Below are 25334 nucleotides of genomic sequence, written 5' to 3'. Positions count from 1 at the left end.
AGAGCTTAGTGTCGTCACGGTAACAATTGCGATGCCTACCTCGCCCGAAGACTCTGACTCTGATGGAGAGCCTCCGCCTGTGTGGCTGTGGTGGTTAGGGGTTGGGGTGGTGCTGCTGGTGCTAGTGCTGGTCAGCTATGGGTATCTCAGGGGTAGCTTTCGCCAAGCCTCAACCTGCACGATCAGTAACGTACCTAGCTTAGATGACCCCTGTTTTGCTCTCAGTCTAGAGGGGTTAGCCAACTCTGCCGACACCACCGGGCACCTGGTGGGTTTTTGGCGCGAGATCGACGATGTCTATGCGGCCCGCAACACCGCCATGGCCGGTGCCGATCACCTGATTCAGTACGAAACCTACTTTATGACGCCGGGCCGCCGGACCGATGCCTTTGCCGAGGTGGTTGCCGATCGCGCTATGGCTGGGGTGACGGTGCAACTCCTGCTCGACCACCAGGGCACTAAAGCAATGCCAGAAAAATACTGGCAGCGGCTAAGAAACGTTGGGGTTGAAATTCAGTTCTTTCGGCCGCTCGACTGGCGCGCCCCCTTGGAGTACAACTCGCGATCGCACCGCAAACTGCTGATCGTTGACGGCCGCCGGGTGTTTATTGGCGGAGCCGGTGTATCTGACTTTTGGGATGGGGTTGCCTTTGAGCATGACAGAGCCCCCTGGCTCGACTTTGAAGTGGCCTACGAAGGCGAAGTGGTGAGCCTGCTCCAGGGCAAATTTCTGCAAAACTGGTCCTGTGCTGGGGGGTGCATCGACCTCAAGCAAGGTCTGCATTCGGTGCAAAAGCACGGATCCACGCCGCTTTACATTACCGACAACACCTCTAGCCTCAACGAATCTTCCATGCGGCTGCTGATGCAGCTCCACATTCTGGCAGCTAAAAAGCGGCTGTGGATCGGCAGCCCCTACCTTGTGCCCGACGATGACACTACCCAAGCCCTGATCTGCGCCTGCCAAAAAGGCGTGGATGTTCGCATTCTCACCATGGGGGCGGCCACTGACAAAACAATGGTGCACCTGGCCAGTCGTGGCCTGTATGGCCCTCTACTCAAAGCCGGCATCAAAATTTGTGAGTATCAGCCCAGCATGATGCACGCCAAATTTGTGCTGGTGGATGACGGTTGGGTTAGCACCGGCAGCGCTAACTTCGACCCCCGCAGCTATTTCCACAACGACGAGCTAAATATTTCGGGTGCCTATCCCGAGCTGGCCCGCCAGGTCGAGCAGTTTTTTATCGATGCTATGGCCAACAGCTACTGCATCTCCTACCTCGATTGGCAGAACCGACCCACCCCGGAAAAGATCAAGGGCCAAATGGCGCTGCTGTTTAGGCAATTGCTCTAGGGTCTGAGCGATCGCGATCGCCGACCTCTGTGCCCCAGCCTTAGAGGCTTTCTCCAAAACTCAGGCTATTTTAAGCAAGCGGATGTAGCATCTTGTAGCATAAGCTGTAAGCGTCACAACCTAGGGCTGTGACGGGTGCCGATTCTACTTCAGTCACCCAGCAGCTACCTATACCCCTGCAAACCCTGAGTTTTTGAATGATTCGCCCCACTATCACCGCTGACGCCAGCAATCTGATATCCCTAGCTAACGCGACCGGACTGTTTGAATCCCACCAGCTCAAGGAGTTAAGCACCCTGTTGGCCAACTCCCTTGACGACACCACAGCTAGCAAGGCCTTTTGGCTAACCGACGACGACAGCGGGCCCGTAGGGGTTGCCTATTGCGAGCCAGAACGAATGACCGATCAGACCTGGAATCTACAGCTGATTGCTATTCACCCTAGCCGCCAAGGACAAGGGCGAGGGACAGCACTATTGCGCCACGTCGAGCAAACGCTAGCGGCACAGGGCGGACGCCTGCTAATAGTCGAAACCTCTGGTTCCCCTGACTTTGAGCGCGTACGCACGTTTTATGCTAACTGCAGCTATCAAGAGGAAGGGCGGATCCGCGACTTCTACGCAACGGGCTACGACAAAGTGACGTTTCGCAAAGTTTTAGGTGGGTGAGCTGAGGAATCTACCCCAAATCGATCGCAAACACCCAGTCTTTATACTCGTCGTCCTGCCCTTCAGTGATGGCAGTGAGTTTTTCACGCAGGCGATCGGTGGTGGGGCGGCTAGTGGGCAGATTGTACGACTCCACCTTGCGGACCGGGGTGATTTTGGCCGCCGTGCCGCTGAGAAATACCTCATCGGCAATCAGCAGCTCTGACTTATCGACCGGGCGCTCGACCACCTCAATGCCCAAATTGCGGGCCACAGTGAGAATGCTGTCTCGGGTAATGCCTTCGAGAATATCTTGCTCATAGCCAGGGGTGATCAGCTTGCCATGGCGCACGATGAAGACGTTCATGCCTGAGGCCTCGCTGACCTTGCCCTGGGAATTCATCAAAATCGATTCGTCAAAGCCCGACTCAACCGCCTCGGTTTTGGCTAGCGACGAGGTAATGTAGGCCCCGCTAATTTTGCCGCGCAGAGGCAGGCTGCGGTCTTCTTGCCGATACCACGAGCTAAATCGGCAGGTGACGCCCTCGGGCGAGAGATAGTCGCCCAGTTCCAGTCCGTAGACGAAAAAGCTTTTCTCGACGTTGTGCAGCCGAGGCGAAATGCCCAGGTCTGAGGTGTAGACAAAGGGACGAATGTAGAACGATTTGTCGGGGCTGTTTTTGCGGACGAAATCTTCGATCACCGCCCGAATTTTGTCGGCGGGCAGGTCATAGTTGAGCAGGCGGGCGCTGGTGCTGAGGCGCTGGCAGTGGCGATCGAGGCGAAAGAGCAAAATGCGCCCATTCCCTGCCGGGTCAGGAATGCCGCGCAGCCCACCAAAGGCCCCGGTGCCGTAGTGCAGGGCGTGAGTGGCAATAGAAAGTTTGGCGTCGCTAAAGTCGCAAAACTGGCCTTCAAAATAGGCGACGGGTAAAAAGTTGTGCATGGCTACGGCTGGGCAAAATTCGGCATCTTTACCAGAATAGACCCAATCCACAGCCTTATTAAGCCAGCGCGCAGTGACTTGCCACGACGAAACCGGGCCTAGCAATGCCTTAAATCGAGCGTTTACGCTGCTTCAGGTAGGGAAAGAGTGCTTTCCTGATCAGGCGTAAACCGCGAGGCTGCATGGGGCGACGGCAGGGTGCCCCATTTCAGTGCGAAGAATTATTGAGGTATCACGCATTACGCCAGTTTCCCTGGGCATCTTGGGAGAGAACCCATCCAGGTCGCGCGATCGCGCCTTTAGCTGCTATGAATAATGCCCTGCTTGCCTCTGTCCGTGATGCCGACGGTCGCTACCTGAGTGATGTTGAGCTGCGCCCCTTCGAGCAAATGATGGAGTCCTTTCAAGCTCGGGTAAATCTCTACAACCACGTTAGAGACCACAGCAAAGATCTAGTGCTCAACACCCTGCGGCGGCTCATGCAGACCCCCCATCGCCAGGTCGTTCAAGAGCACGCCCAACAGTGCCAGCGCGATATGACCTATACCCTGGAGTACGTTGCCAAGGGCGTTTTGCTCCACGACGAAGATGGCTTCATGGAAGAATATCTGGTGTGGATGCAAAATATTATCCGCTCCTTCCATCGTCAGTCGGCCTGTGTAGTGGCCTACCGTCTGCTTAAAGAAGAAGTGCGCACCACGCTCCCCAGTGACCAGAGCAATCTGATGATGATCTATCTCGATAAACTCACTGAGGCGCTTGAGAGCGGCATGTAGTGCAATGGTCAAAGACCTGCCCGAGAGGGCGTTGGCATAGCCTCTCCAAGGGAGAATCGCATCCCCTGGACGGCTACTCAGCCACTAATCCGCAAGATAGTCGGCTACCGCCTGAGTAACAATTTCTTGCTAGAAATCATTTGACTCTCTAGGTGCCCAGTTTGAAACTAGACTAGGGTCAATCCCGTCTATTGATTTCTTGCAGGGCATCTCCATGGGAAAGTCTCGCCTTAGTCCTCGTCAGCGGTCCTACGAAGCTGACCTGATTAACCGCCTGTCGGACAACCACCAGCTCAATCAGGCCCAGCAGCGGATCAGTAGCCTCAGCGACAAAGACCGCGACCTGGTGTCTGAGCGCCTCAGCGGTCGCACCCAGGGACGTTTGCGCCAGAACTACTAACCCATCGCCAAACTTTCCCAGGCCCAATAGTTGAGGCCATAGGAATTTGGCGATGGGTTTTGTGATGGCGGCTAGGGCTGTCATACTTGGAGCGTTTACGAAGTGTCTCCACCGAGGAATCGCGCCCCAACCTGGGTTCAACAACATCAGGGAGGCAGTTCTTACCTAAAGCTTGGTGTGACTACCATCGCAGAAGGGCGCGTTTTGCGTATACTTGCAGGCACACAGCGCCACCTGCTTTTTCTCCTCTAAGGTGAATTTCATTGGCGTAAACTCAGTGCCAGCGTGGGCACCGTTGCAGAAAGGTTGGTTGCTTGACTGGCCGCAGGTGCACCAAAAATAGTCACCGGCCTCCAGTTCCATCACCACGGGCTTAGTATCGGCAATTACAAGCTCAGCCATCGGTCTTTCCTCTCGTTAGATCACTGTCTTATCGCGGACATCCGGCGGCAGGGGAAGTTTTCCCTGCCGCCGCAAGTTTGTTAGGCGGCCATATCAAACAGCAGCACCTCGGCCTCATCGGCAGCCCCAGTTAGATTTAGGGTGTCGAGGTCACTGACGGCAGCGCCATCTCCAGCGGTGAGGGCATGGCCGTTGAGGTTGACTGCGCCTCGGGCTACCTGCACCCAGGCGACTCGGCCCGGAGCAAGGGTATGCGCCACCCGATCGCCATCACTCAACGTGGTGGCGTAGAGACTGACATCCTGGTGGATGGTGACGGAGCCGTCGCGGCCGTCGCGGGAGCCGACTAAGCGCAGCTGACCCTGCTTGGATGCGGGTGCGATCGCGATTTGTTCATAGCCGGGGTCAATGCCCTCAGTCTCAGGCATGATCCAAATTTGCAGGAAATGCACTGGGTTAGTGTTTGAGGCGTTGAACTCGCTGTGGCGAATGCCCGTGCCCGCCGACATGCGCTGCACATCCCCAGGGCGAATGACAGAGCCGGTGCCGAGGCTATCTTTGTGCTCCAGCGCGCCATCCAGCACGTAGGTAATGATTTCCATGTCGCGGTGGCCGTGGGTGCCAAAACCTTGGCTGGGCGTGACCTTGTCTTCGTTAATTACCCGCAGGCTGGCAAAGCCCATGTGCTTGGGGTCGTAGTAGTTGCCGAAGGAGAAGGTGTGGTGAGAATCGAGCCAGCCAAAGTTGGCGGCACCACGTTCATTAGCAGGACGAACCGTAATCATTAGAGACACCTCCTATTAGCGTCAATGGATTGGAAACATCCGAATAAATTAAAGATATACTGAATCCAATTAATAGACAATATGCAGATTTGTAGACGCATTGTCTTTATTAAGGCGACAATTGGGTCGTTGTGCTGTCTTAGAAGATCTCCCAACCCCGCCTCCCTCATCACCCTCACCTCCCTTATCTCCCCACCTTCCCCAAGATGGACAAACTCGAAAGCATGCGCGCCTTTACCCAAGTTGTCGAAGCAGGCGGTTTTGCTGCCGCTGCTCGCCAGATGGATCTCTCGCGATCGCAGGTCAACAAGCTGGTAATCAATTTGGAGGAGCACTTGCAAACCCAGCTCTTGCAGCGCACTACCCGTAAGGTCTTCCCCACCGATGCTGGCCGTGCCTACTACGATCGCTGCCTCGCCATCCTCACCGACCTCGAAGAAGCGGAGCTGGCCCTCACCCGCCTGCACCAGGAGCCGCGCGGCAGCCTGCGCATCAACGCGCCAATGACCTTTGGCACCCTGCACCTGGCTCCGCTGGTGGTGGGGTTTATGGCCCAGTACCCCGACCTCTATGTAGAGCTGGTGCTCAACGATCGCCGCATCGACCCGATTGAAGAAGGCTTTGACATCACCATTCGCATTGCCGCCCAGCCCCCCGGCCCTGGGCTAATCGCCCACATCCTGGCTCCCTGCCCGCTGGTGGTGTGCGCCGCTCCAAGCTATCTACAGCAGCGCGGCGTCCCGACTCACCCAGACGATCTCAAACAGCACGACTGTCTACACTATGGCCACCGTGCCCAAGACAACAGCTGGACTTTGGTAGGGGATGAGCCGCATACGGTCACGATCAATGGGCCACTGTGCTGTAACAACGGTGAGGTGCTGCGGGCTGCTGCCTTAGCAGGCTTAGGCATCGTGATCCTGCCCAATTTCATTGTGGAGGAGGATTTAGCAGCAGAACGCTTGCGTCTTATTCTCGCCGACTATCCGCCTCCGGCGATCAATATCTATGCGCTGTACCCGGTGAACCGCCACCTGTCGGCGAAGGTAACTCGGCTAGTGGAGTTTTTAGCAGAGAAAATCTAGGGCTTCGTCAAACTTAGCTCTATAGAATATGATGCAGCCTAAAGAATCATTACCATCTTCAGGATTTTAGCTGGAGGGGTTGAAGTAATGATCATCTAAACAGTTGAGGTGGAGTGATGTTAGGCCCTCAGCAGCATTGGCTCAAACGCTTCGGGGCAGGTGCTTTTTTGAGTTTAATCGTCAGCAGTGCAGGGTTATTTTTGGCTCCAGTCATAGAGCCTGCCATGGCCCTTACGAATGAAGAAATAGCCACGCGGGTGGCAAGTTTTCGACAATCGAATGAACGCTGGTTCCAAATAGATTTATCAAGCCAGCGATTGACGGCCTGGGAGGGGGGTACCCCGGTCTATGCGGTCATTGTCTCAACGGGGAAGCGCTCAACGCCCACGGTGACGGGGGTGTTTGAGATTCAGGCAATGCATCGAACTACCAGAATGCGGGGCGCAGATTATGACGTGCCCGATGTACCGTGGACAATGTATTTTTATCGAGGCTACGCGATTCATGGGGCTTACTGGCACCACAATTTTGGTACGCCTGTGAGTCATGGCTGCGTGAATGTCGCGGTTGACCATGCCCAGTGGTTGTTTAATTGGGCTGACCTGGGGACTCCTGTGGTTGTGCAACATTGAATTGCCAACCCAAGGTTGATGCTGAACCTCGTGTTTTACACTTCAGGCTCCGTAATTAGGTTCTTCACTCAGTTTATCGAGGTAAGTAATGGCAGCTTTTGCCAAAACAGTCTCTTCTAAGTAGTGCTTGGCAATTTCGCCAAGGGTGGCTTTAATGGCTTGGGTATGGCGTTCTGGGTTGAGGAGCTGCTGGCGCAGGGTGGCTAGTCGATGAGCGGGAGTCTGTTTGATTTCGGTAAACTCAGCGTCGATGATGGCGATTGCCTCGGTTTCTGTGGTGACGGTTGAATGCTGGGTTTGAAGTTGGGTCAGTAGGGTTTGCAGCTCAACAACGGCCTCTTGCACTTCTGGAGCATGGGAGTAATGGTTTTGGGTGCCGATCTGGTCACCTTCGATGGTGCCGCCCAGATTAACGGCAGCATTGTTTGTGTTGAAGTTTTGGATATTAAAGCTGTTATTCATAGGTAGGTATCGCTGACAACAATCATAGCCAGCCCCGATCGCGCAGGTGCTGCAGGTCTTGCTCAAAGTCTTCGACATCGTAGTGGATGCAGATATTGCGATCGGCTAAGAGTTTTTGAAGGTCGATTAGCTCCATGTCAGCAATTTTGCTGGCGCGGCTAAGGGAAATGCGCTCTTGCTGAAAGAGGGCAATGGCGATCTCTCGAAACCAGTCGCTTTGGTTAAAGGTTTCGGTTTGGTTGAGATCATCAGGCATGTTAAGGGTGATTTGCATAGGTTTAACCCTAGGCGGCAAGTCTATTTTAAGCTTCTGGCTAGGGGTTCTGCGTACCGATCTGATCGCCGTAAATGGTGCCACCTAGGTTAATAGCGGCATTGGGCGCATGGAGAGTGTCAATATTGAAAATAGTAGTGGCTTGCCCAGCCGCAATCCCCTGCCTACCATGTTGATTCTCTAATCCTGCACTTTGAAGTGAATCTTGCCAGATATCGTAATTGTAGAACTTACAGTTGGTTTGGATTTCTTCAATTGCCTTTAACGCATCTTCACCATGCTCCATGGAAATAAACTTTAGAAGATGGGCAGCGTTTAGAGGCTCAAGCGTATACAAGGCTGAACGCGATAGCCAACGTACATAAAGATCATCGGACTTAATCCCATCAAGAACAGCCGATTGAACTTGAGTTATATCCTTGCTATTAAGTCTTTCAGACATTTCCTTTCGTTTGCCCAAAGGATCGTAAAGCTCTTGCTTACCAATTGATTTCTCACCTAATTTTTTCTGTGCCGATTTTTTCGAATCTGTAAAAAACCTAAGCCGGGACAGCGCATCAGAGATTCTGATTTTTTCATAAAAGTCTGCGTTTTCTAATGCATTCACTAAAATTGTTTTTCCTTCGCCACACCTCAAAAATGCCAATGCTTCTGCTGCACAAAAACGAACATCCTCATTTGGATCCCTAAGCAATCTAACTAATTCTGGAGTGGCAGTTGCCGATCCTTGAAATCTCAAAGATTGAACTATGCCTTTGCGAATTCGATAGTCTTCATGCTTTAAAAGCGGCAATAATTTTACAACAGCTCTCTCATGTTCAAGATCTCCTAGTATCTTAATTGTCGTGAAGACAAGATTTTCATCAGAACAAGTAAGATAACGAAGAATTTGAGGAATTATAAAATCTGGATCCAGAGATGACAGTACATTTGAGATTCGAGTGCGAACATAGTCAGTTTCATTTTCTAGAAACTCAATCATTCTTGAAAGATGATTCGCAGTAAAAGGATTTTGAATTAAGGCTTCAATAACTACTTCCTCGTGAATGCACGGATCTTTGATTGACTCGATCAACTCGGGAAGTATTTCCCTAGATTGACTTCTTCCAAGTAATTTAATTTTTAACCAGCTTGCTATTTTTAGTTCCTTCACAAGCTTGATAGTTTGCGCTTGGGCTTTTGGCTTTACTTCACCTGCCAGTCTTGCCCCTAACATCCAATCTACATCCAGTGCCAGCTTCACTACCCTCAATGCCTGATTTTCATCAGGCACCAGCGCCAGCATTAGAGCGATCGCTTCTGTCCACTTCAAAAGGTTGAGGTAGTCTTGCTTTAGTTGCTCATCGCTTAGCCCTGGCAACAGGCGCAGCAAGTATTCTGCGGCGTAGTATTCTTGGATCAGTTGGTGGCGAAATTCAATATGTTCCTCAAGATTTTCCTGTATCACTGGCTGTATCAGGTGATAGTCCAGTAAATCTTGTAGCCAGCGTTCAGCATTCGCCCTGGCATTGGTTCTACCCTCTTGCTGCAAGAAAGCAGTTAACAGATCTTCCGCTTCTTCCCTGGGCATAGTTAGCCGAAACCCGACTAACTCTTTGTCATGCATCAAAGCGAAGGCTAGATGGCGCAGCAGCTTAGGCCACTGGTCTTTTGAATCAGCAGGGGCATCCTCCTGAATTTGCCGATCATAGAGTTGGGTAAACTCTCGAAACGCCAGCCCCAGATTAGCTGGAACCTGGCCATTCTGGTCAAAGACACGATAGAGCATCCAAAGCAAAAGCGGCGTTTCGGCAAACTTCCGCAGCCTGTCTCCTTTAAGCTGCTGAAGCAGGCGATCGCCCTCTTTTGGCAAATACCCCAAAACAAATTCCCGCATTTGCGGTTCGCTAAGCGGCAGCATTTTCAAAGACTTAACAATGCCCAAAGTGCCACCCACACTCAAATCTCGGGTAGAAACGATCATCGGTGTGGTCTTGCGGTAGCGCTCTCGAAAGTTAGCAATTTCTGTGCTGTGGGCTTCTGGCAGTTCGTTCAGACCATCCAGTAACAGCAACACCTTTCCTTGCTGAAGCAAGCGTTCAATATCTTGAACATTCAGTGGTAAGTAATGTCGGCTGAGAAAGTCGCGAATGAGCGCTTCAATCGTAGATGTACATCGGCGTAGCTTCACCAAGACTGGAATTTTTGCTTCAGGGTGCTCTAGCGCATTCTGGGCTTCATTCCACAGCAGCCACTCCATAGAAGTGGATTTGCCAGAACCAGGTTTGCCAATTAGCAGCACATGCTCGGCGGCATACTTATGCAATCCGTCTAATACATCTAGTTGCTCGATCTCTTCCCGCTGATTTGTGGTTTGGTCTCCAAGTCGCTGATCTTTAGAAGGTTTCACAGTTTCAGCACGAAGCTTGAGGCGGCGGGAGTGTTTAGACGATGGGGCAGGCTTTTGGCCTTCTACGGTAGTCGGTGTGTAGAGACCTTGCCAATCTAAATAGTCCTCGTCATCCAGAATAGATTGCAGGTAGGGGCGAAAATCTGGCGTGGTCGGCCCAGGGCCAAGTAGAGTGTCTAGCTGATCGAGATAGTCTTCAACTTCATCTATCCCTCGCCCACTAGAACCTTCGGCCCAATCTAGCAGAGCCTTTACGCGGTTCATCTGTGGGGCTTCTGGGCCGGGGATAAGACCGCCAGGTGGTCTAAGAGCAAACAGCAGCCACTCAAAGTCCTGGCGGGACAGATTGCTCAGAGCGTTAAAGAGCTGGTTGCGATTCCTAGAAGGATCGCTTCGCGAATCGCCGTTAGCCATACCAGGGGCGAGAATTTGACTGAGGGAGAGGTTTCTTACCACCATAGTACTCGTGGAAGCTTTGGTACACCAGGCTCCACTGCCCTCCCGCCATGCTTCGTGTGGTGTATTTCTGCGGGGAATGTATTTGGACGGGGGTAGGGGAAGCGGCAATTTCAACACCCTACTTCGCGCGGCTAAAGGCGATCGCCGCCGCAATAATTAAGCTGAGTAATGCCAAAGGCACCCAGAGGTCATTTGCCATCATCATGGGGGCTACACCGTGTAGAGCGTGGGTGAACTGCCATGACTGTATCCGACCAGGTGATCTTTTTACAGGAGCGCACCCCCCTCAGCGTGCTGCCCGAGCCTACCCTAGAGCCCTTAGCCCAAGCCCTCCAGACCATGACCGTGGCCGCCGGAGAAACCGTCGTCGAAGCCGGCCAACCTCCCCAAGGTCTCTACATTCTTTGGGAAGGCAAGCTCGGCACCGAGGCCACCCTCGGCGGTGCCAGCTTCTTACCGGGCGCGGTGTTGAACCTAGAGCCTCTGCTGCTCGACCAACCGGTCGAGCAAACCATTCAGACGCTCTGCGACAGCACCCTCTGGTTTATCGATCGCGACCAGTTCCAGGCATTGGTGCAGCAGTACCCCGACATTTTGCAAACCTTTACCCGGCAGCTGGTAGACGTAGTCAAGCGGCTGTCGTCTGAGGCTGAGCTAGAGCAAGAGCGCCAGGCCATCCTGCGCCCTTATCTGGTGGCCAAGGCCCAGCGGGGGGTAATTGGCCGCAGCCGCTACGCCAATCGGCTGCGGGCTCAGCTACGAGAAGCGGCGGGCGATCGCAGGTCAGTGCTCATCTTTGGCGAACCGGGGCTAGAGAAAGACAACCTGGCGGCTCTTATCCACTTTGGCTCTGAGCAGCGGCGGCAGCCCATTATCAAAGTCAACTGCGGCCAGCTCCAGGCCAACGGGGCCGATCTGTTTGGTCGAGCAGGGGGGCGCATGGGCCTATTAGCTGCCCTAGGTGAGGGCACCCTGGTGCTCAACAACCCCAGAGAACTGGGGGCCGATCTAGCTGAAGCGATCGCCGAGCTGCTAGAGACTGGCCAATATCGCCCCGTCAGCCGCGACGGTGAAACCGCCCCCAGCATCACCGCCGAAGCTCGCATTATTTTGCTGGCTGAGCAGTCTGTACCAGCCCTAGACGATGTGGTCGGCGAGACCATCAAGGTGCCTCCCCTGCGGGTGCGCAAGGCCGACATCGAAGACTGGGTTAATTACTACCTCTCGCTGATCAGCCGCCGGCGCAGCACCGGGCGGCTGACGCTGACCCCAGAGGCCGTCCGCCACCTTCAGTCCTACGACTTCCCCGACAATCTGCGCGAGCTAGAGAGTCTGGTCGAGCGGGCGGCGGCCCAGCTCTCCGGCGGTGGCCTGATTACCGAAGAGATTATCTGGCCTGCCCAGAGCAAAAAGAAACAGCTGCGGCTGAATTTGCTCAACCGCTACCCCGATCTACGGCGGTTTTTGCGCAGCCCCTGGTGGCCCAATCGCATCAACTACGGCATTACCCTGGGCCTATTCGCCGTCGTCATCGCCGTGCTCTGGTTTGGCCCTCAGCAGCGCCATGAGAATGTAGCGCTAACCGTGTTTTGGGCCTGGTGGTGGCCCCTGGTGTTGCTGAGCTTCCCCTTTGCGGGGCGGCTGTGGTGCGCCGTGTGCCCCTTTATGATCTACGGCGAGGTCACCCAGTGGATCTCGCAAAAGCTCTTCCCCGGCAGGCTTAAACGCTGGCCCCGTGAAGCGGCCGATCGCTGGGGCGGCTGGTTTATCTTTGGCCTGTTCACCCTCATTCTGGTGTGGGAAGAGGTGTGGCACCTAGAGGATGCCGCCTATCTCTCCGCCTGCCTGCTACTGCTGATTACCGCCGGGGCGATGATCTTTTCAGCCCTGTTTGAGCGGCGATTTTGGTGCCGCTACCTGTGTCCCATCGGCGGAATGAACGGCATGTTCGCCAAACTCTCGATGACCGAGCTGCGGGCCCAGCAGGGCACCTGCTCGGCAGAGTGCACCACCTACCAGTGCTACAAGGGCGGCCCTCAAAAAGGGGAAGGCCAGGAAACCAACGGCTGCCCCCTGTATTCTCACCCAGCCCAGCTCGAAGACAACCGCGACTGCGTACTCTGCATGACCTGCCTCAAGGCCTGCCCCCACCGCTCTGTCGAGCTGAACCTGCGGCCCCCCGGCATTGAGCTGTGGACGACACACCGGCCTCGCTCGTCCGAGGTGGCGCTGATGTTTCTGCTGTTAGGGGCGGTATATCTGCACCGCCTACCCGAGCTACAGACCCAGCTGGGCATTCAGCTGCCGATCGATACGGTGATCGGTCACAGCCTGGTGGCCTTTGGCGTGCTGGCGCTGCCCGCTCTGCTGCCCCTCAGCGTCGAAGGTGTGCATTGGCTCTGGCGCAAAACCCAGGGGCTGCCTCGGCGGCCGGCAGTAAGGCTGGCTTACGGCTATCTGCCCCTGGTGTGGGCCGCCAACCTAGCCCACTACCTGCGCCTAGGGCTGGGAGAAGGTGGGCGCGTTTTGCCCGTGTCTTTGGCCACCTTTGGGGCTTCAGGGGTAAATCTGCCGGTTTGGGTTGCTCACCCCGCAGTGGTAGCCTTTCTCCAGGGTGTGACGCTGCTGTTGGGCATGGCGCTGTCGGTCTGGCTAACAGTCAAAATTTGTCGCCAATCTGGTCCCCAGCGGTGGATTCAGCACACCTGCACCGGGCTGTTGGGACTCAGCCTATGGTGGCTAATTCCAAGATTTTAAGTAGATTAAATTAGGGCAACGGCTCCTGTCGATTTAGCTGCATTTGCCATGTAAAGTTTCAATGTAAGATCGCCCCTCGGTAGTGCCCTCCACAGTCGCCCCTCGGCTAAGTCTGGTAGGGTACTGCTACCTCAAGCACACGCATCTATAACCCTTGGCACACGCCCTATAGCCCTGTCCGTTTGCCGGTCGTTCCCTCCAGGTCGTCACGTCGCCCCGAGTTCCTTTTCATCGGTCTCGCCCATGTTCCAGGAAAGTTCGCTGGACTTCAAACTGGTTCAACGGGTCTGTCTGTTGCAGCAGGCCCTTGACCAAGCCAGAGAAACTATAGAAGACATGCAGGAGCAGGTGGAAAATCACCAGATGCTCCAGGCTCACCTATCCCAAACCGAGGAATATTCCAACGTTCAGCAAAAGATTATTGTCAATCTCAAGCAGCAGCTAGAGGCCAAAGACGAGTGGCAAGCTCAAGTCTTTGAGCAGCTGTTAGTGAATGTTAAAGGGCTGGTGGTCGACCAGCAGATAGATCTAGAGCGGCTGCGATCGCGCATTTATCAGGGCCAGGCCGAGGTGCAAGACTACCTGGTGCGCCTGAAGAATTACTACCAAAGTTTGGCCATGGGCCGCGTCACCGCTCAGGACCTAGATTTGAACTCTGAGGTAATGATCGCGCGATCGCTCACCGTCAGCCTCAGCAGCCAACTCCAGGCAGCCCAGCAGCACGTTCAGCACCTCGACAACACTCTCACCCGCCATCAGGTAACCCTGGCCCGCATGCAGGCCTACGTCAACGGCGGTAGTCAGAGCATGGGTGAGCCAGGTGAGGCGTCTAGCGCTCCCCTGGCCCTACCGACCGGAGCCCAGGAGCTAGATAACGACCCCATTGCCCTCAAAGCCATTATTGAAGCCCAGCGGCAAAAAATTGACGAGTTGAACAACCAGCTCGGTCAGCAGTTTCACCAGCAAACGAGCCTCAAGTACCGCTATCAAGAGATCGCCGCCGAACGAGATGGCCTCAGGCAGCGGGCCACTGCCCTCAGCCTAGAAAATGAAGCGTTGCAAGAGCAGATTCGGCACCAAAATTTAGATAGCGTGGGGTGAACAGGGTATAGGGTGCACGGTATGAGGTTTAAGGCAGTCCTTTAGACCCTTACACTTGAACCCTATACCCCATTAAAGGCCATCCCTTAGACCTTACACCTCGAACCCTATACCCTGATTAGTGCGCTTCCCCCAAGCGATCGGGTAGCACCTCTTCCATCAGTGGCGTCAGGGTGTTTTTGAGCTGTCCAGCGCGAATGAACTCGGCGTAGGTGTCAGACTCGATCGCTAGCAGTTCTTCCCGCAACTGGTTGGAGGCGTATTCGCGGATGCTGTCGTTTTGCTGCTCTAGGGTGGCCAGTTTCTGCTTAACTTCATTCAACTCTCCCTGCACCAGGGCCATCTGGTAGCCGACAAATTCGGGGTCAAACTCTTCGTTGATCTTCATCTCGTCTAGGCGCTGCATGACGCGGGTGAGAGCAACGCGGTGGGCGGTCATTTGGCTGTACTCCACCCGCAGGGGCTGATCGCCCAGCAGACCCAAATACTCCAGCAGGGGTTTGGTGGTCAGTCCCTGCACCAGCAGAGTAAACAGCATGACGCCAAAGACGATGGAGATGATTTCTTGGCGATCGCCCAGCACAGTAGGCACGCTCAGAGCCAGGGCTACCGAGACCGACCCGCGCAGGCCGCCCCACCAGAGCACCGTCTGCCCCTTGAGCGGGAGATCCATTTCGGGGCCGGTGACGGCGTTGCTGATAAAGCCCAGGCCGTAGACGCTGATGGCACGGGCGATGATCATCAAGACAATAGCGATCGCAATTTTATCTAGCTCGTCGACTAGGCCATAGAAGTCGGCCTGGTCGCCAATCAGCAAAAACACAATCGAGTTAATAAAAAACGACAGAAACTCCCAAAACTCAGACACCACCAGGCGGGTGCGGGGGTTCATGCCAATGCGTGAGCCAAAGTTGCCGAGAATCAGCCCCGTGGTCACCACCGCGATTACACCGGAGCCACCGAGTTCTTCAGCAACTAAGTAGGTGCCGTAGGCTGATACCAGCGTCAGCGATTGCTCTACCAGGGGAATGTCAAACCGTTGGGTGAGAAACGAGATGCCAAAGCCAATTAGCCCACCGATGCTGATGCCCACCCCGGCAAACACCAAGAAGCGCGCTATTGTCACCGACACATCGAACTGCTCCAAGCCCAGGGCAATGCCCAGCAGCAGGTTAAAAGCCACCACCGCCACGCCGTCGTTAAACAGGCTTTCGCCCTCCATCACGGTGGTCAGCTTTTTATCGACCCCCAGTTCGCGGAATAGGGCCACTACCGATACGGGGTCAGTGGCGGACAAACTTGCGCCCACCAGCAGCGCCGTCGCCAGGGATGCCCCCGCGAAGGTCTGCAAGCCCCATACCAGGCTGCCGACGCAAATAATCACCCCCACGATCGCATAGAGCAGCACGGGCACCGCGTATTGCTTTAGGCGTTTCCAGTTGAGGTTCCAGGCGGCCTCAAACAGCAGCGGCGGCAAAAAGATAAACAAAATGAGCTGGGGCGACAGGTTGATCAGCCGCACATCCAGCACGGCCAGACCTAGCCCCACCAGCAGCAGCAGCAGGGTGTAGGGAATGTTTCGCAGCACGCTAAACACCCGCGACAGGGTGGCCACCCCCAGCGACACCGACAGCACCAGGCAAAACTGACGCAGGTGCTGTTCAATGGCGGGATCTTCTAACAGTAAGGATGGATCCTCTAGAAAGGGTTCGATGGTAAGGAAGAGATCCATAACGGCTGGCCCAACTTTTAGAACGCGACGGCTTGAAGCTGAATTTTCAACTACGAACGCCAGGTCTGGCTAAGACCTAACAGTGATTTAAGACCATCCCTGTTAGAGATCCCAAACTTTTGGCCGTTTGACAGCAACGTCAACGATTACAGCTTTTCGCGAATGCTGTTGGCCTGAGACAACAGCGCCTCGGCAAAGGAGAGGGATTGCTGGTGCGACTCGCCCCCGGCTAGCTGGGCCAGCTCTTCGCGGCGATCGCTCAGGGACAGCGGCAGCACTCGCACCACCGTGCGCTCGGATTCCCCTGCGTTTGCTCCCTTGGCCAGGACGGCTTCGACCACATGTTTACCTACCCGAAAGTGGGCATCGGCTAGGGCCGCCACCATAGGCTGGTGGGTGACGCAAAGCACCTGGTGCTGGCGACCGAGCTGGTAGAGCTTTTCGGCGATTGCCTGGGCGACCCGCCCCGACACCCCCACATCGATCTCGTCAAACACCAGCGTGCCCACCGGGTCTACCTGCGAAAAACAGGCCTTCAGCGCCAGCAAAAATCGGCTCATTTCACCACCTGAGGCGGTCTCCGCCAGGGGTTGCAGCGGCTCGCCTGGGTTGGGGCTAAACAAAAACCGAATGCCGTCGGCTCCGTTAGCGGTAGGGGTAATGGGCTTGAGTTCAACTTCGAACTGCACCCGATCCATAGCGAGGGGTTTAAGTTCGTTGACCAGGCGGGTCTCTAGCTTTTGGGCCACGCCCTGGCGTAGCTGAGTGAGTTTGGCGCAGGCATCCCCCAAGATCTCCTGGGTCTTCTCGACTTCGGCCTCCAGGGCTTCGATGGACTGGCCTTCCCCCGAGAGTTCGGCTAGGGCCTGGTTGACCTCGTCGCGGTAGGCCACTAGCTCGGGTAGGGTGCGGCTGAAGCGGCGGCACAGGGCCTTCAGCTGGCGCATGCGTTCTTCTACTTCTTCGAGCCGCTGGGGGTCGGCCTCGACGCTGGCCCCGTAAGCGTTGATGGCGCGCCCGGCTTCTTCGATCTGGGTGAGGGCTTCGCTGACCATGCCCAAAATAGAGGTGATAGCCGGGTCATAGCGCTCCATGTCGATCAAAATGGCTTCGGCTTTGCCTAGCAGGTCGGCGCAGGCGCTTTCTCCCGTATCGCTTTCGTAGAGAATCTGGTAGGCCGCGTAGCTGTTTTGCTGTAGGTCAACGCTGTGGTTGAGGCGATCGTGCTCTTGGGCGAGATTTTCGAGTTCTTGGGGGTCGTCGAGCTGGGCCTGCTCTAGATCTTGGCGGTGCATACGCAGCAGGTCGAGCTGGTCGCGGCGCTGCTGGTCGGCTTTGCGGCGGGTTTCTAACCGTTTTTTGGCCTGGGCGGCTGCATCGTAGGCGGTGGCTACCCGCTGGCGCTGGGTGACGAGGGGGGCACCGCCAAAGCCATCGAGCCATTCGCGCTGGCGATCGGGGGAGCCGAGCTGCACGGTCTGCCCCTGGGCGGTGATTTCGACCAGCTTTTGCCGCAGCCCCTCTAGCTGGGGTCGGGTGGCGGGGCTGCCGTTGAGAAATGATCGGCTGCGCAGGGTTTTGCCTAGGGTCAGCTCTCGCCGCAGCACTAGAGCACCGTTAGCGGCGGGGAACTCCTGCTCGGCTAGCCAGGTGTGGATTTCTTTGGGTACGTCAAAGGTTGCCTCTACCAGGGCTTTTTGGCTGCCCGATCGCACCAGTCGCTGGTTGGCTTTGCCCCCCAGGGCCGCATCGATCGCGTCGAGAATGATTGATTTACCTGCCCCGGTTTCACCCGTCAGCACGTTTAGCCCAGCCTCTAGCCGCAGATCGAGGTGATCGATCAGGGCAAAGTTCTCAATGTGCAGGGCCGTTAGCATGGGGGCAGCATGTTAGTACCCACGTATTTTAATGGGAAGCCCCACTGATACGCTGCTGAAAATGCGTAAGACTTTAAAGGGCTCGCCGTTTTGCCGGTAGAGAATCAGGTGATGCCAAAGCCATCGCGATGCCTTTGATGCGCTGGTGGCACTATGGGCGCTCGCATGTCTGTTGCCGCCTGCTATGACCTCATTGCTTCAGCACCGCTCTTGACTAGAGACTACGGCTAAGAGTATCAGATCGTTAGACCTCGTTCCAATGCTCCGCAACATCGGTAGTTGTTGACCATCCTGATCTCAGGGAGGTGAGCCATACTATGGGCTGAAACCTCACAGTTGCTGGTGCCGCTTATGCCTTTTGAGTGGAGTGTGCTAATTCGGGCTATAGCAGTCCCCGCCTCAGTTCTCAAAGGGCCTGTGACGGCTCAGGTAAACCGTAACGAAACGGTTATTAAGCTGCTCAAGCATTTTGGCCTCGACCCCGATCATCCACCGGAGAAATTTCGAGATGTGTATGCCTACACCCTAGTGGAATACGGAGTAGGCAAGCCTCAGCCCATGCTGGAGCTGTTGCGACGGGATGAGTTTAAGGAGATATTCCTCAAAGCTTTTAACAACAATTCGCTTCATCAACTTCTGAAAGAAGCAGAGCAGTTTGTCAACGACTATGAGAGTGGCAAAATTAGCAATTTTATCGAGTTATCAGATTGGAAAGAGGCAGACATTGACCCAAAACGGGAGTTTCTCGACTTTACCAGAGTTTTTATCGAGGTCACCAAGAGGACTCGGACACCTAAAGAAGTAGTACAGGATCAAAAGCTGGATGGTCTGCGGCGGGGAATGGTACCAGCTCAACCGCATGGGGAAGCTGCTGCTGATTTTTGATGGGTTTGATGAGATGGCGGCGCGGGTCGATCGGCAGCAGATGATCAACAACTTTTGGGAACTGGCGCAGGCGGTGGTGCCGGGAGCCAAAGCCATTTTGACCTGTCGCACGGAGCATTTCCCAGAGGCTAAGGAGGGGAGAGCGCTGTTGAACGCCGAACTAAAAGCATCGACGGCAAACCTGACTGGAGAATCACCGCAGTTTGAAGTACTGGAGCTGGAAAAGTTTAGCGACGACCAAATTCGGCGAGTCTTTTCATTTAAGACAAATGAGCAGACCGTGATTCAGGTGATGGGGAATCCACAACTGCTGGATTTGGCTCGTCGCCCGGTGATGACCGAGCTAATTTTGGCCGCGCTGCCCGATATCGAAGCGGGTAAACCTATTGACTTGGCGCGGGTATATCTCTATGCCGTGCGTCACAAAATGCAGGAAGACATTCGCAACGGTCGCACCTTTACCTCTCTGGCCGATAAGCTCTACTTCCTGTGTGAACTGTCGTGGGAAATGCTCTCGACCGAAAGGATGTCGATTAACTATCGCCTGATCCCTGACCGTATCAGGCGGTTATTTCCTAATGTCGTGCAGGAAGACAAGACCCTGGATCATTGGCACCACGACATGATGGGCCAGACGATGCTGATTCGTAATGCCGACGGCGACTATAGCCCAGCCCACCGATCGCTGCTGGAGTTTTTTGTGGCGTACAAGCTCGTAGCGCAGTTGGGCGTGCTGGCTGATGATTTTGCCGAAGTGGCCCGAGAACAGTCTCATCTAGCTAGCACTAACCCGGAACCTTATACTTGGTCGGGCTATTTCAAGCGCCAGATGGGGGAGAATGATGAACCAGTTGCCATTACCCCCCTCAGCCGATTTGAGTTGGATGATTTAACCGACTTAAGTCCTATTTTGGTCGATGCGCCTTTGGCAAAAGCCGTGCTAGACCTGGCGGTACCGATGCTGAATGACCAGGTGATGACCCCGCGCTTGCTGGATTTGGTACGCACTACCCGCGGGAAAACGATGACTGAGGTGCAGTATTTTGGGGGTAATTTAATCACGCTGCTGACTCAACGCAATCGACTTGCTCTGGAGCACAGTGACTTGTCTGAAACCGTGATTGCGGGCGTCAATTTTGCCAACATCAGTCTGCGCTGGGTCAACGGAGCAAATTGCACATTTGACCAGGTGCTGTTCAACAAGATTCTAGGCATGGTCAATGCGGTGGTTTTTAGCCCCGACGGGCAGTTCCTTGCCATTGGCGATAGTGGTAGGCGAGTGCAGCTTTGGGAAGCAGCCACGGGGCGGGTGCTATGGATACGGCAAGGCAATGCGAGTTGGGTTACTTCGGTGAGCTTTAGTCCCGATGGCAAGCGCATTGTTAGCGGCAGTTTTGACAATACGGTGCGGCTGTGGGATATGGCGGGTCAGACCGTCGGCACGCCTTTCGAGGGCCATACGGGTTCAGTCACTTCAGTGAGCTTTAGCCCCGATGGCAAGCGCATTGTCAGCGGCAGTGATGACAAGACGGTGCGGCTGTGGGATGTGGCGGGTCAGGCCATCGGCGAGCCCTTTGAGGGTCATACGGAACTGGTCACTTCAGTGAGCTTTAGTCCCGATGGCAATCGCATTGTCAGCGGCAGTCGTGACCAGACGGTGCGGCTGTGGGATGTGGCGGGTCAGGCCGTCGGCGAGCCCTTTGAGGGCCATACGGGACCGGTCTGGTCAGTGAGCTTTAGCCCCGATGGCAATCGCATTGTCAGCGGCAGTGATGACCAGACGGTGCGGCTGTGGGATGTGGCGGGTCAGGCCATCGGCGAGCCCTTTGAGGGTCATACGAGTTCAGTCATTTCGGTGAGCTTTAGCCCTGATGGCAATCACATTGTCAGCGGCAGTGATGACCAGACGGTGCGGTTGTGGGATGTGGCGGGCCAGGCCATCGGCGCGCCTTTCGAGGGGCATACGAATTTTGTCTGGTCAGTAAGCTTTAGCCCCGATGGCAAGCGCATTGTCAGCGGCAGTGATGACCAGACGGTGCGGCTGTGGGATGTGGCGGGTCAGGCCATCGGCGAGCCCTTTGAGGGTCATACGGAACCGGTCACTTCGGTGAGCTTTAGTCCCGATGGCAAGCGCATTGTTAGCGGCAGTGATGACCAGACGGTGCGGCTGTGGGATGTGGCGGGTCAGGCCATCGGCGCGCCCTTTGAGGGTCATACGGAATCGGTTACTTCGGTGAGCTTTAGTCCCGATGGCAAGCGCATTGTTAGCGGCAGTGATGACAAGACGGTGCGGCTGTGGGATGTGGCGGGCCAGGCCATCGGCGAGCCCTTTGAGGGTCATACGGAACCGGTCACTTCGGTGAGCTTTAGTCCCGATGGCAATCACATTGTCAGCGGCAGTCATGACCAGACGGTGCGGCTGTGGGATGCCAAAACAGGTGAATGTCTGCAAGTCATTGATACGCGACTGTGTGCAGGGTCACAGTTCGCTGGCGCAACTGGGTTAACCGAGGCACAGCGCATTGTCTTACAAGGGCTGGGGGCAATTGACGAGTAGAGCAGCACCCACATAAACCCATCTCGCCTGATTCCAACGCTGCGTTCCAGCCACAGCAGCGGATCGCCTCCAAAAGTAGGGTGGGCAATGCCCACCACCCCACCCATTCACCTACCACCAACCCCTCCCCTCAAATATCCAGTGATGGTAGGAGGCAGACATTGAGTAGTGCTCATTCAACGTGTTTGGGTTGCGATCGCGTGGGTAAAAGGTGGGCAGTGCCCACCTTACATCGGTCTACGTTTCTGCCGCCAAAGCGAAGCAAGTACATCCGCGAGGCAAGCACAGGCGTCGCGAACCAAGTACGCCCCAGCGCGAAGCAAGGGGAGCATGCCATTGTCTGTCTTTAGAACAGCTCAAACAAATGCGCCGCCTCATACCCAGCCCAAATCGCATAACCCCGATTCCAAACAGGTGGATTGCGTAGGGGCAAACGGTGTTTGCCCAGCCAAACTGGGATCAACCAAGACGGATTCAGCCTTACCAGAGCAGACCAAGCGTGGGTGGCAGACTGAAAGCTCTCTCAATCGACAGAATCCGATCGGAGGAAGTAGGGAGGTCACCACCGGGGATTCGCAGACTATACCGTTACAATAGTTTACGGGAATGGTTTGGACGATCGCCTGAATCTCCCCAGTTATCAATCCCTCGGTTCTCAATCCTCTCTTTGAGCGCGCTATGGCCTTAAATACCACCCAGGATTCGGCTCAGCACTTTAGTGGCGCTGTCGATATTATCGACGCTGAAGTCATTACGGTAACCGGAGAGGAGATGACCCCGACTGCGGTTACTGTACCTGAGCCCGTCCTGGCCGCGCCCCGGCCTCGCACCCTGGCCACCAAAGCCCAAGACCCCTTTGAGTCCTATGGCTATGACCCAGAGGCGATCGCGACCCACTACCGCCGCCGCCCGTTTCAGGTTTGGGCGCGGTTTGTCGGCATTTTCCTGCCGCTGATTAGCTTTTTTGCCCAGCTTTGGCTCGATGCCCGCGCCGGCCGCAGTGCCCAAAACGAGGTCAAGCGGGCCGCTCAGCTGCGCACCATGCTCACCAACCTAGGCCCCGCCTACATCAAAATTGGCCAGGCCCTCTCCACCCGGCCCGACCTGGTGCCGCCGCTCTTTCTTGAAGAGCTGACCAAGCTGCAAGACCAGATTCCGCCCTTTTCGAACGTCACCGCCTACCGCTTCATTGAAGAAGAGCTGGGCTCACCCCCGAGCCAGATCTACGCCGAAATTTCTGAAAACCCGATTGCCGCAGCGTCCCTAGGTCAGGTCTACAAAGGCAAACTGCACAGCGGCGAAGACGTAGCCATCAAGGTGCAGCGCCCCGGCCTAGCTCGGAATATTGCCCTCGATCTACACATTTTGCGAGGGCTGGCCCGCTTCGCCACCAACCGCATCAACCAAATTCGCAGCGACCTGGTGGCGATTCTAGATGAGTTTGGCGAGCGCATCTTTGAGGAGATGGACTACACCCATGAGGGTGAAAATGCCCAGCGCTTTGCCAGACTCTACAACCACATTCCCGATATTTACGTGCCCCACATCTACCCCCAGTACACCGCTCGGCGGGTGCTGACCATGGAGTGGATTGAGGGCACCAAGCTGACCAATATCGACAAGCTGAACAGTCTAGGCATCGACGCCACTCACCTCATTGATGTAGGGGTGCAGTGTTCGCTGCGGCAGCTGCTAGAGCACGGCTTCTTTCACGCCGACCCCCACCCCGGCAACCTGTTGGCCATGGCCGACGGCAAGCTGGCCTACCTCGACTTTGGCATGATGAGCGAGGTAAAGCCCTACCAGCGCTACGGACTGATTGAGGCGGTAGTGCACATGGTAAACCGCGACTTTGAGGGACTAGCCAACGACTACGTCAAGCTAGAGTTTCTCACCCCCGACACCGACCTGACGCCGATTATTCCGGCCCTGGCAAACGTGTTTAGCAACGCTTTGGGTGCCAGCGTCGCCGAGCTGAACTTTAAGAGCATTACCGACGAGTTTTCGGCGCTGATGTACGAGTACCCGTTCCGGGTGCCTGCCTACTACGCGCTGATCATTCGATCGTTGGTGACGCTAGAGGGCATCGCCATCAATGTTGACCCTGAGTTTAAGGTGCTCAGCAAGGCCTATCCCTATGTAGCTAAGCGGCTGCTGACTGACCAATCGCCAGAGCTGCGGGCCTCGCTGCAAGATCTGTTGTTTAAAGACGGCAGCTTTCGCTGGAACCGCCTAGAGAACCTGCTGCGCAATGCCCGCAGCAGCGACGAATACGATATGGATCGGCTGATTGACCAAACGCTGGAGTTTTTGTTCTCAGACCGAGGCTCGTTTTTGCGCGATCGCATTGTCGGCGAACTGGTTAACAGCCTCGACAACTTTGGCTTAAACACAGTACAGAACTTGACCACCGCCGTGCAGCGCCGCTTTGGCCTCAAGAAGGATTTGCCGCCTGCGGCCGCCGCTGCCCCCAACGACCTTGATAATCTGCGTCGCATTCTCGACATTCTCAAAGACACCCCCGGATTTGACGCCGCTCAGGTGGCAGCCCGGATTCCGACGCTGCTGTTTAAGCCTGAGACCCAGGCGATGGGGCAGCAGGTGGTGACTAAGTTGGCCCAGCGTGGTTTGGCTCGGCTGATTCGCAACTTGCTGCTAGAGGGAGAACCTGTGGCCCAGCCCCAGCTCACCCCTTCTCGCGTTGGCAGCTAGGCAAACCCTGATTCCCCCCCTGCCGGTTGCAACCATCCTCGGCGGGGGGAATCTTCAGCCAAGACAGACTTCAATTCAGCCAAGGTGGAGTCGAGAGCTTGAAGCGCAGGAGAGCAATGCAGCCGCTAATCCACAGAAAGCCAATGCCGTAGCCCGCCAGCACATCCGTTGGCCAATGCACCCCCAGGTAAAGACGACTCAGCCCGATGCCGCCAATTAAAACGACCGCTCCTGCATAAACTAATCTTTTTTGCTTACGAAAGCGTTGCGCCAACAGGTAGGCCGAAAAGCCGTAGAGCACCATTGACCCTAAGGCGTGGCCGCTGGGAAAGCTGTAGCTGGTCTCGGTGATAATCTGGGGCCAAAGTGCTGGTCGGGCCTTACTGAACAACAGTTTCAACCCGGTGCTCAACACGGCTCCGCCCACACAGTTGATGGCAAAAGCGATCGCAACCGACCGGTGGCGTCGCAACCAAAGTCCACTAAACCCTATGCATGTCAAAGGCACTACCGTGCTGGGGTTGCCTAAGCGCGTAAACGTCAGCATCACCCGATCTAGGGCCGGCGTGGCAAATTGATTAATCCACAGCAGAACCGACTCATCAAAGAAAAAGGCTTCTTGCTCTAGCACTTCATCCGCCAGCTGGGCTAGGCTCAGCAGAATGAGCAGGCAAGTCCCTAGCCAGAGCAGACCAACGGCGGCTACAAACGACATCAGCCGCGGATGGATGTGGTGCATCCAGGCTTTGGCCAGCCGTTTTAGAATCTGCTGCATCGTGCCACCTCACCACAAGCCTGCCACCAGAATGCCATGCAGCCCGATCGTATAAGCTGCACCTCATTCCCAAATCACAGCTCCTCAGCAGTGCAGAGCAGAATCCTCACAGACCTTCAGGATCGTTACGATGTCACCCATAGAAGCTATCACTCCTATTGCAGCAGCTGATTTAGTGAGGACACTTTGACAGGCAGAGCCCTCTGGTAGGGGTATTGCAGTGTGTCACGCGCTGTAAGGTTGTCCCCCCTCTAGGCGACACAAGGTTATGCCCCCTGATGCATCAGGGGGTTCTTTTGTTGGGGTGTGTAACTTGCAGGGTTTGCA

General features: G+C 55.5%; 20 protein-coding genes. 11 read left to right on the top strand and 9 right to left on the bottom strand.

The annotated features are described in order from the left end of the window. Nucleotides 1-31 precede the first annotated feature (31 nt). Both H6F57_RS07945 and H6F57_RS07940 read left to right on the top strand, forming a co-directional pair. Nucleotides 32-1354, top strand: a complete 1323-nt coding sequence (locus H6F57_RS07945) for a phosphatidylserine/phosphatidylglycerophosphate/cardiolipin synthase family protein (protein WP_190625249.1) — start codon at nucleotides 32-34, stop codon at nucleotides 1352-1354. A gap of 197 nt (nucleotides 1355-1551) precedes the next feature. Further along, a complete protein-coding gene (locus H6F57_RS07940) occupies nucleotides 1552-2022 on the top strand; it encodes a GNAT family N-acetyltransferase (protein WP_190625248.1) in 471 nt (156 codons plus the stop codon). A gap of 10 nt (nucleotides 2023-2032) precedes the next feature. On the opposite strand, the gene H6F57_RS07935 is transcribed toward H6F57_RS07940, so the two are convergent. Beyond that, nucleotides 2033-2947 (bottom strand): branched-chain amino acid transaminase, encoded by a 915-nt coding sequence (locus tag H6F57_RS07935; protein ID WP_190625256.1) that lies wholly within the window; start codon nucleotides 2945-2947, stop codon nucleotides 2033-2035. Nucleotides 2948-3255: 308 nt separating this feature from the next. On the opposite strand from H6F57_RS07935, the gene H6F57_RS07930 reads away from it, so the two are divergent. Together H6F57_RS07930 and H6F57_RS07925 are read left to right on the top strand one after the other, a co-directional pair. After that, complete coding sequence (locus H6F57_RS07930; protein WP_190625247.1) at nucleotides 3256-3723, top strand: hypothetical protein; 468 nt, start codon at nucleotides 3256-3258, stop codon at nucleotides 3721-3723. 214 nt (nucleotides 3724-3937) lie between these two features. Further along, nucleotides 3938-4123 carry a hypothetical protein gene (locus H6F57_RS07925; RefSeq protein WP_190625246.1) on the top strand — a complete coding sequence of 62 codons (186 nt, stop codon included), beginning with the start codon at nucleotides 3938-3940 and terminating at the stop codon, nucleotides 4121-4123. A gap of 165 nt (nucleotides 4124-4288) precedes the next feature. Here H6F57_RS07925 and H6F57_RS07920 read toward each other — a convergent pair whose 3' ends face one another. Together H6F57_RS07920 and H6F57_RS07915 are read right to left on the bottom strand one after the other, a co-directional pair. Beyond that, nucleotides 4289-4525, bottom strand: coding sequence for a CDGSH iron-sulfur domain-containing protein (locus H6F57_RS07920; RefSeq protein WP_190625245.1), 237 nt, complete (start codon nucleotides 4523-4525; stop codon nucleotides 4289-4291). 80 nt (nucleotides 4526-4605) lie between these two features. Further along, on the bottom strand, nucleotides 4606-5310 hold the full coding sequence (locus H6F57_RS07915) for a pirin family protein (RefSeq protein ID WP_190625244.1): 705 nt from the start codon (nucleotides 5308-5310) through the stop codon (nucleotides 4606-4608). A 206-nt stretch (nucleotides 5311-5516) separates the two neighbouring features. Between H6F57_RS07915 and H6F57_RS07910 the strand changes: the two genes are divergently transcribed. Both H6F57_RS07910 and H6F57_RS07905 read left to right on the top strand, forming a co-directional pair. Further along, complete coding sequence (locus H6F57_RS07910) at nucleotides 5517-6395, top strand: LysR family transcriptional regulator (protein WP_190625243.1); 879 nt, start codon at nucleotides 5517-5519, stop codon at nucleotides 6393-6395. Nucleotides 6396-6619: 224 nt separating this feature from the next. Beyond that, the gene (locus H6F57_RS07905) at nucleotides 6620-7027 is read left to right on the top strand and encodes a L,D-transpeptidase (RefSeq protein WP_242024771.1); all 408 of its coding nucleotides are present in this window, start codon (nucleotides 6620-6622) and stop codon (nucleotides 7025-7027) included. 42 nt (nucleotides 7028-7069) lie between these two features. Here H6F57_RS07905 and H6F57_RS07900 read toward each other — a convergent pair whose 3' ends face one another. From H6F57_RS07900 to H6F57_RS07890, 3 genes are read right to left on the bottom strand one after another with little or no spacing between them, the layout of a single operon-like run. Further along, nucleotides 7070-7489 (bottom strand): hypothetical protein, encoded by a 420-nt coding sequence (locus H6F57_RS07900; RefSeq protein WP_190625241.1) that lies wholly within the window; start codon nucleotides 7487-7489, stop codon nucleotides 7070-7072. A 22-nt stretch (nucleotides 7490-7511) separates the two neighbouring features. After that, nucleotides 7512-7763 carry a UPF0175 family protein gene (locus H6F57_RS07895; RefSeq protein WP_190625240.1) on the bottom strand — a complete coding sequence of 84 codons (252 nt, stop codon included), beginning with the start codon at nucleotides 7761-7763 and terminating at the stop codon, nucleotides 7512-7514. A 40-nt stretch (nucleotides 7764-7803) separates the two neighbouring features. Continuing rightward, nucleotides 7804-10566, bottom strand: a complete 2763-nt coding sequence (locus H6F57_RS07890; RefSeq protein ID WP_190625239.1) for a HEAT repeat domain-containing protein — start codon at nucleotides 10564-10566, stop codon at nucleotides 7804-7806. 285 nt (nucleotides 10567-10851) lie between these two features. Between H6F57_RS07890 and H6F57_RS07885 the strand changes: the two genes are divergently transcribed. Continuing rightward, the gene (locus tag H6F57_RS07885) at nucleotides 10852-13368 is read left to right on the top strand and encodes a cyclic nucleotide-binding domain-containing protein (protein WP_190625238.1); all 2517 of its coding nucleotides are present in this window, start codon (nucleotides 10852-10854) and stop codon (nucleotides 13366-13368) included. A 243-nt stretch (nucleotides 13369-13611) separates the two neighbouring features. Further along, nucleotides 13612-14469 (top strand): hypothetical protein, encoded by an 858-nt coding sequence (locus H6F57_RS07880; protein WP_190625237.1) that lies wholly within the window; start codon nucleotides 13612-13614, stop codon nucleotides 14467-14469. Nucleotides 14470-14587: 118 nt separating this feature from the next. Here H6F57_RS07880 and H6F57_RS07875 read toward each other — a convergent pair whose 3' ends face one another. Then, complete coding sequence (locus H6F57_RS07875) at nucleotides 14588-16201, bottom strand: sodium:proton antiporter (RefSeq protein WP_190625236.1); 1614 nt, start codon at nucleotides 16199-16201, stop codon at nucleotides 14588-14590. A 146-nt stretch (nucleotides 16202-16347) separates the two neighbouring features. Continuing rightward, nucleotides 16348-18078, bottom strand: a complete 1731-nt coding sequence (recN, locus tag H6F57_RS07870) for a DNA repair protein RecN (protein ID WP_190625235.1) — start codon at nucleotides 18076-18078, stop codon at nucleotides 16348-16350. A gap of 417 nt (nucleotides 18079-18495) precedes the next feature. Here recN and H6F57_RS07865 point away from each other — a divergent pair, with 417 nt between their 5' ends. From H6F57_RS07865 to H6F57_RS07855, 3 genes are all read left to right on the top strand, one after another. After that, on the top strand, nucleotides 18496-18963 hold the full coding sequence (locus tag H6F57_RS07865; RefSeq protein ID WP_190996077.1) for a hypothetical protein: 468 nt from the start codon (nucleotides 18496-18498) through the stop codon (nucleotides 18961-18963). Continuing rightward, nucleotides 18902-21520: a hypothetical protein gene (locus H6F57_RS07860; protein ID WP_190625233.1), complete on the top strand. Its 2619-nt coding sequence runs from the start codon at nucleotides 18902-18904 to the stop codon at nucleotides 21518-21520. Before H6F57_RS07865 ends, H6F57_RS07860 begins: the two co-directional genes overlap by 62 nt. A gap of 678 nt (nucleotides 21521-22198) precedes the next feature. After that, a complete protein-coding gene (locus H6F57_RS07855) occupies nucleotides 22199-24232 on the top strand; it encodes an AarF/ABC1/UbiB kinase family protein (protein ID WP_190625232.1) in 2034 nt (677 codons plus the stop codon). Between the two features lie 70 nt (nucleotides 24233-24302). Here H6F57_RS07855 and H6F57_RS07850 read toward each other — a convergent pair whose 3' ends face one another. After that, a complete protein-coding gene (locus H6F57_RS07850; protein WP_199289534.1) occupies nucleotides 24303-25007 on the bottom strand; it encodes a phosphatase PAP2 family protein in 705 nt (234 codons plus the stop codon). Nucleotides 25008-25334 lie beyond the last annotated feature (327 nt).

Origin of the sequence: Leptolyngbya sp. FACHB-60 (genome assembly GCF_014695775.1) — a bacterium.
In the GTDB taxonomy this organism is placed as follows: Bacteria; Cyanobacteriota; Cyanobacteriia; order Phormidesmidales; family Phormidesmidaceae; genus Nodosilinea.
Note: the sequence above shows the minus strand (reverse complement) of the source record. Positions and strands in the feature narration are given on the sequence as shown.

What these genes read in the sequence shown, in the direction of transcription:
- H6F57_RS07945 (WP_190625249.1), top strand. Translation starts at nt 32, where the DNA reads ATGCCTACCTCGCCCGAAGACTCTGACTCTGATGGAGAGCCTCCGCCT.
- H6F57_RS07940 (WP_190625248.1), top strand. Translation starts at nt 1,552, where the DNA reads ATGATTCGCCCCACTATCACCGCTGACGCCAGCAATCTGATATCCCTA.
- H6F57_RS07935 (WP_190625256.1), bottom strand. Translation starts at nt 2,947, where the DNA reads ATGCACAACTTTTTACCCGTCGCCTATTTTGAAGGCCAGTTTTGCGAC.
- H6F57_RS07930 (WP_190625247.1), top strand. Translation starts at nt 3,256, where the DNA reads ATGAATAATGCCCTGCTTGCCTCTGTCCGTGATGCCGACGGTCGCTAC.
- H6F57_RS07925 (WP_190625246.1), top strand. Translation starts at nt 3,938, where the DNA reads ATGGGAAAGTCTCGCCTTAGTCCTCGTCAGCGGTCCTACGAAGCTGAC.
- H6F57_RS07920 (WP_190625245.1), bottom strand. Translation starts at nt 4,525, where the DNA reads ATGGCTGAGCTTGTAATTGCCGATACTAAGCCCGTGGTGATGGAACTG.
- H6F57_RS07915 (WP_190625244.1), bottom strand. Translation starts at nt 5,310, where the DNA reads ATGATTACGGTTCGTCCTGCTAATGAACGTGGTGCCGCCAACTTTGGC.
- H6F57_RS07910 (WP_190625243.1), top strand. Translation starts at nt 5,517, where the DNA reads ATGGACAAACTCGAAAGCATGCGCGCCTTTACCCAAGTTGTCGAAGCA.
- H6F57_RS07905 (WP_242024771.1), top strand. Translation starts at nt 6,620, where the DNA reads ATGGCCCTTACGAATGAAGAAATAGCCACGCGGGTGGCAAGTTTTCGA.
- H6F57_RS07900 (WP_190625241.1), bottom strand. Translation starts at nt 7,489, where the DNA reads ATGAATAACAGCTTTAATATCCAAAACTTCAACACAAACAATGCTGCC.
- H6F57_RS07895 (WP_190625240.1), bottom strand. Translation starts at nt 7,763, where the DNA reads ATGCAAATCACCCTTAACATGCCTGATGATCTCAACCAAACCGAAACC.
- H6F57_RS07890 (WP_190625239.1), bottom strand. Translation starts at nt 10,566, where the DNA reads ATGGCTAACGGCGATTCGCGAAGCGATCCTTCTAGGAATCGCAACCAG.
- H6F57_RS07885 (WP_190625238.1), top strand. Translation starts at nt 10,852, where the DNA reads ATGACTGTATCCGACCAGGTGATCTTTTTACAGGAGCGCACCCCCCTC.
- H6F57_RS07880 (WP_190625237.1), top strand. Translation starts at nt 13,612, where the DNA reads ATGTTCCAGGAAAGTTCGCTGGACTTCAAACTGGTTCAACGGGTCTGT.
- H6F57_RS07875 (WP_190625236.1), bottom strand. Translation starts at nt 16,201, where the DNA reads ATGGATCTCTTCCTTACCATCGAACCCTTTCTAGAGGATCCATCCTTA.
- recN (WP_190625235.1), bottom strand. Translation starts at nt 18,078, where the DNA reads ATGCTAACGGCCCTGCACATTGAGAACTTTGCCCTGATCGATCACCTC.
- H6F57_RS07860 (WP_190625233.1), top strand. Translation starts at nt 18,902, where the DNA reads ATGGTCTGCGGCGGGGAATGGTACCAGCTCAACCGCATGGGGAAGCTG.
- H6F57_RS07855 (WP_190625232.1), top strand. Translation starts at nt 22,199, where the DNA reads ATGGCCTTAAATACCACCCAGGATTCGGCTCAGCACTTTAGTGGCGCT.
- H6F57_RS07850 (WP_199289534.1), bottom strand. Translation starts at nt 25,007, where the DNA reads ATGCAGCAGATTCTAAAACGGCTGGCCAAAGCCTGGATGCACCACATC.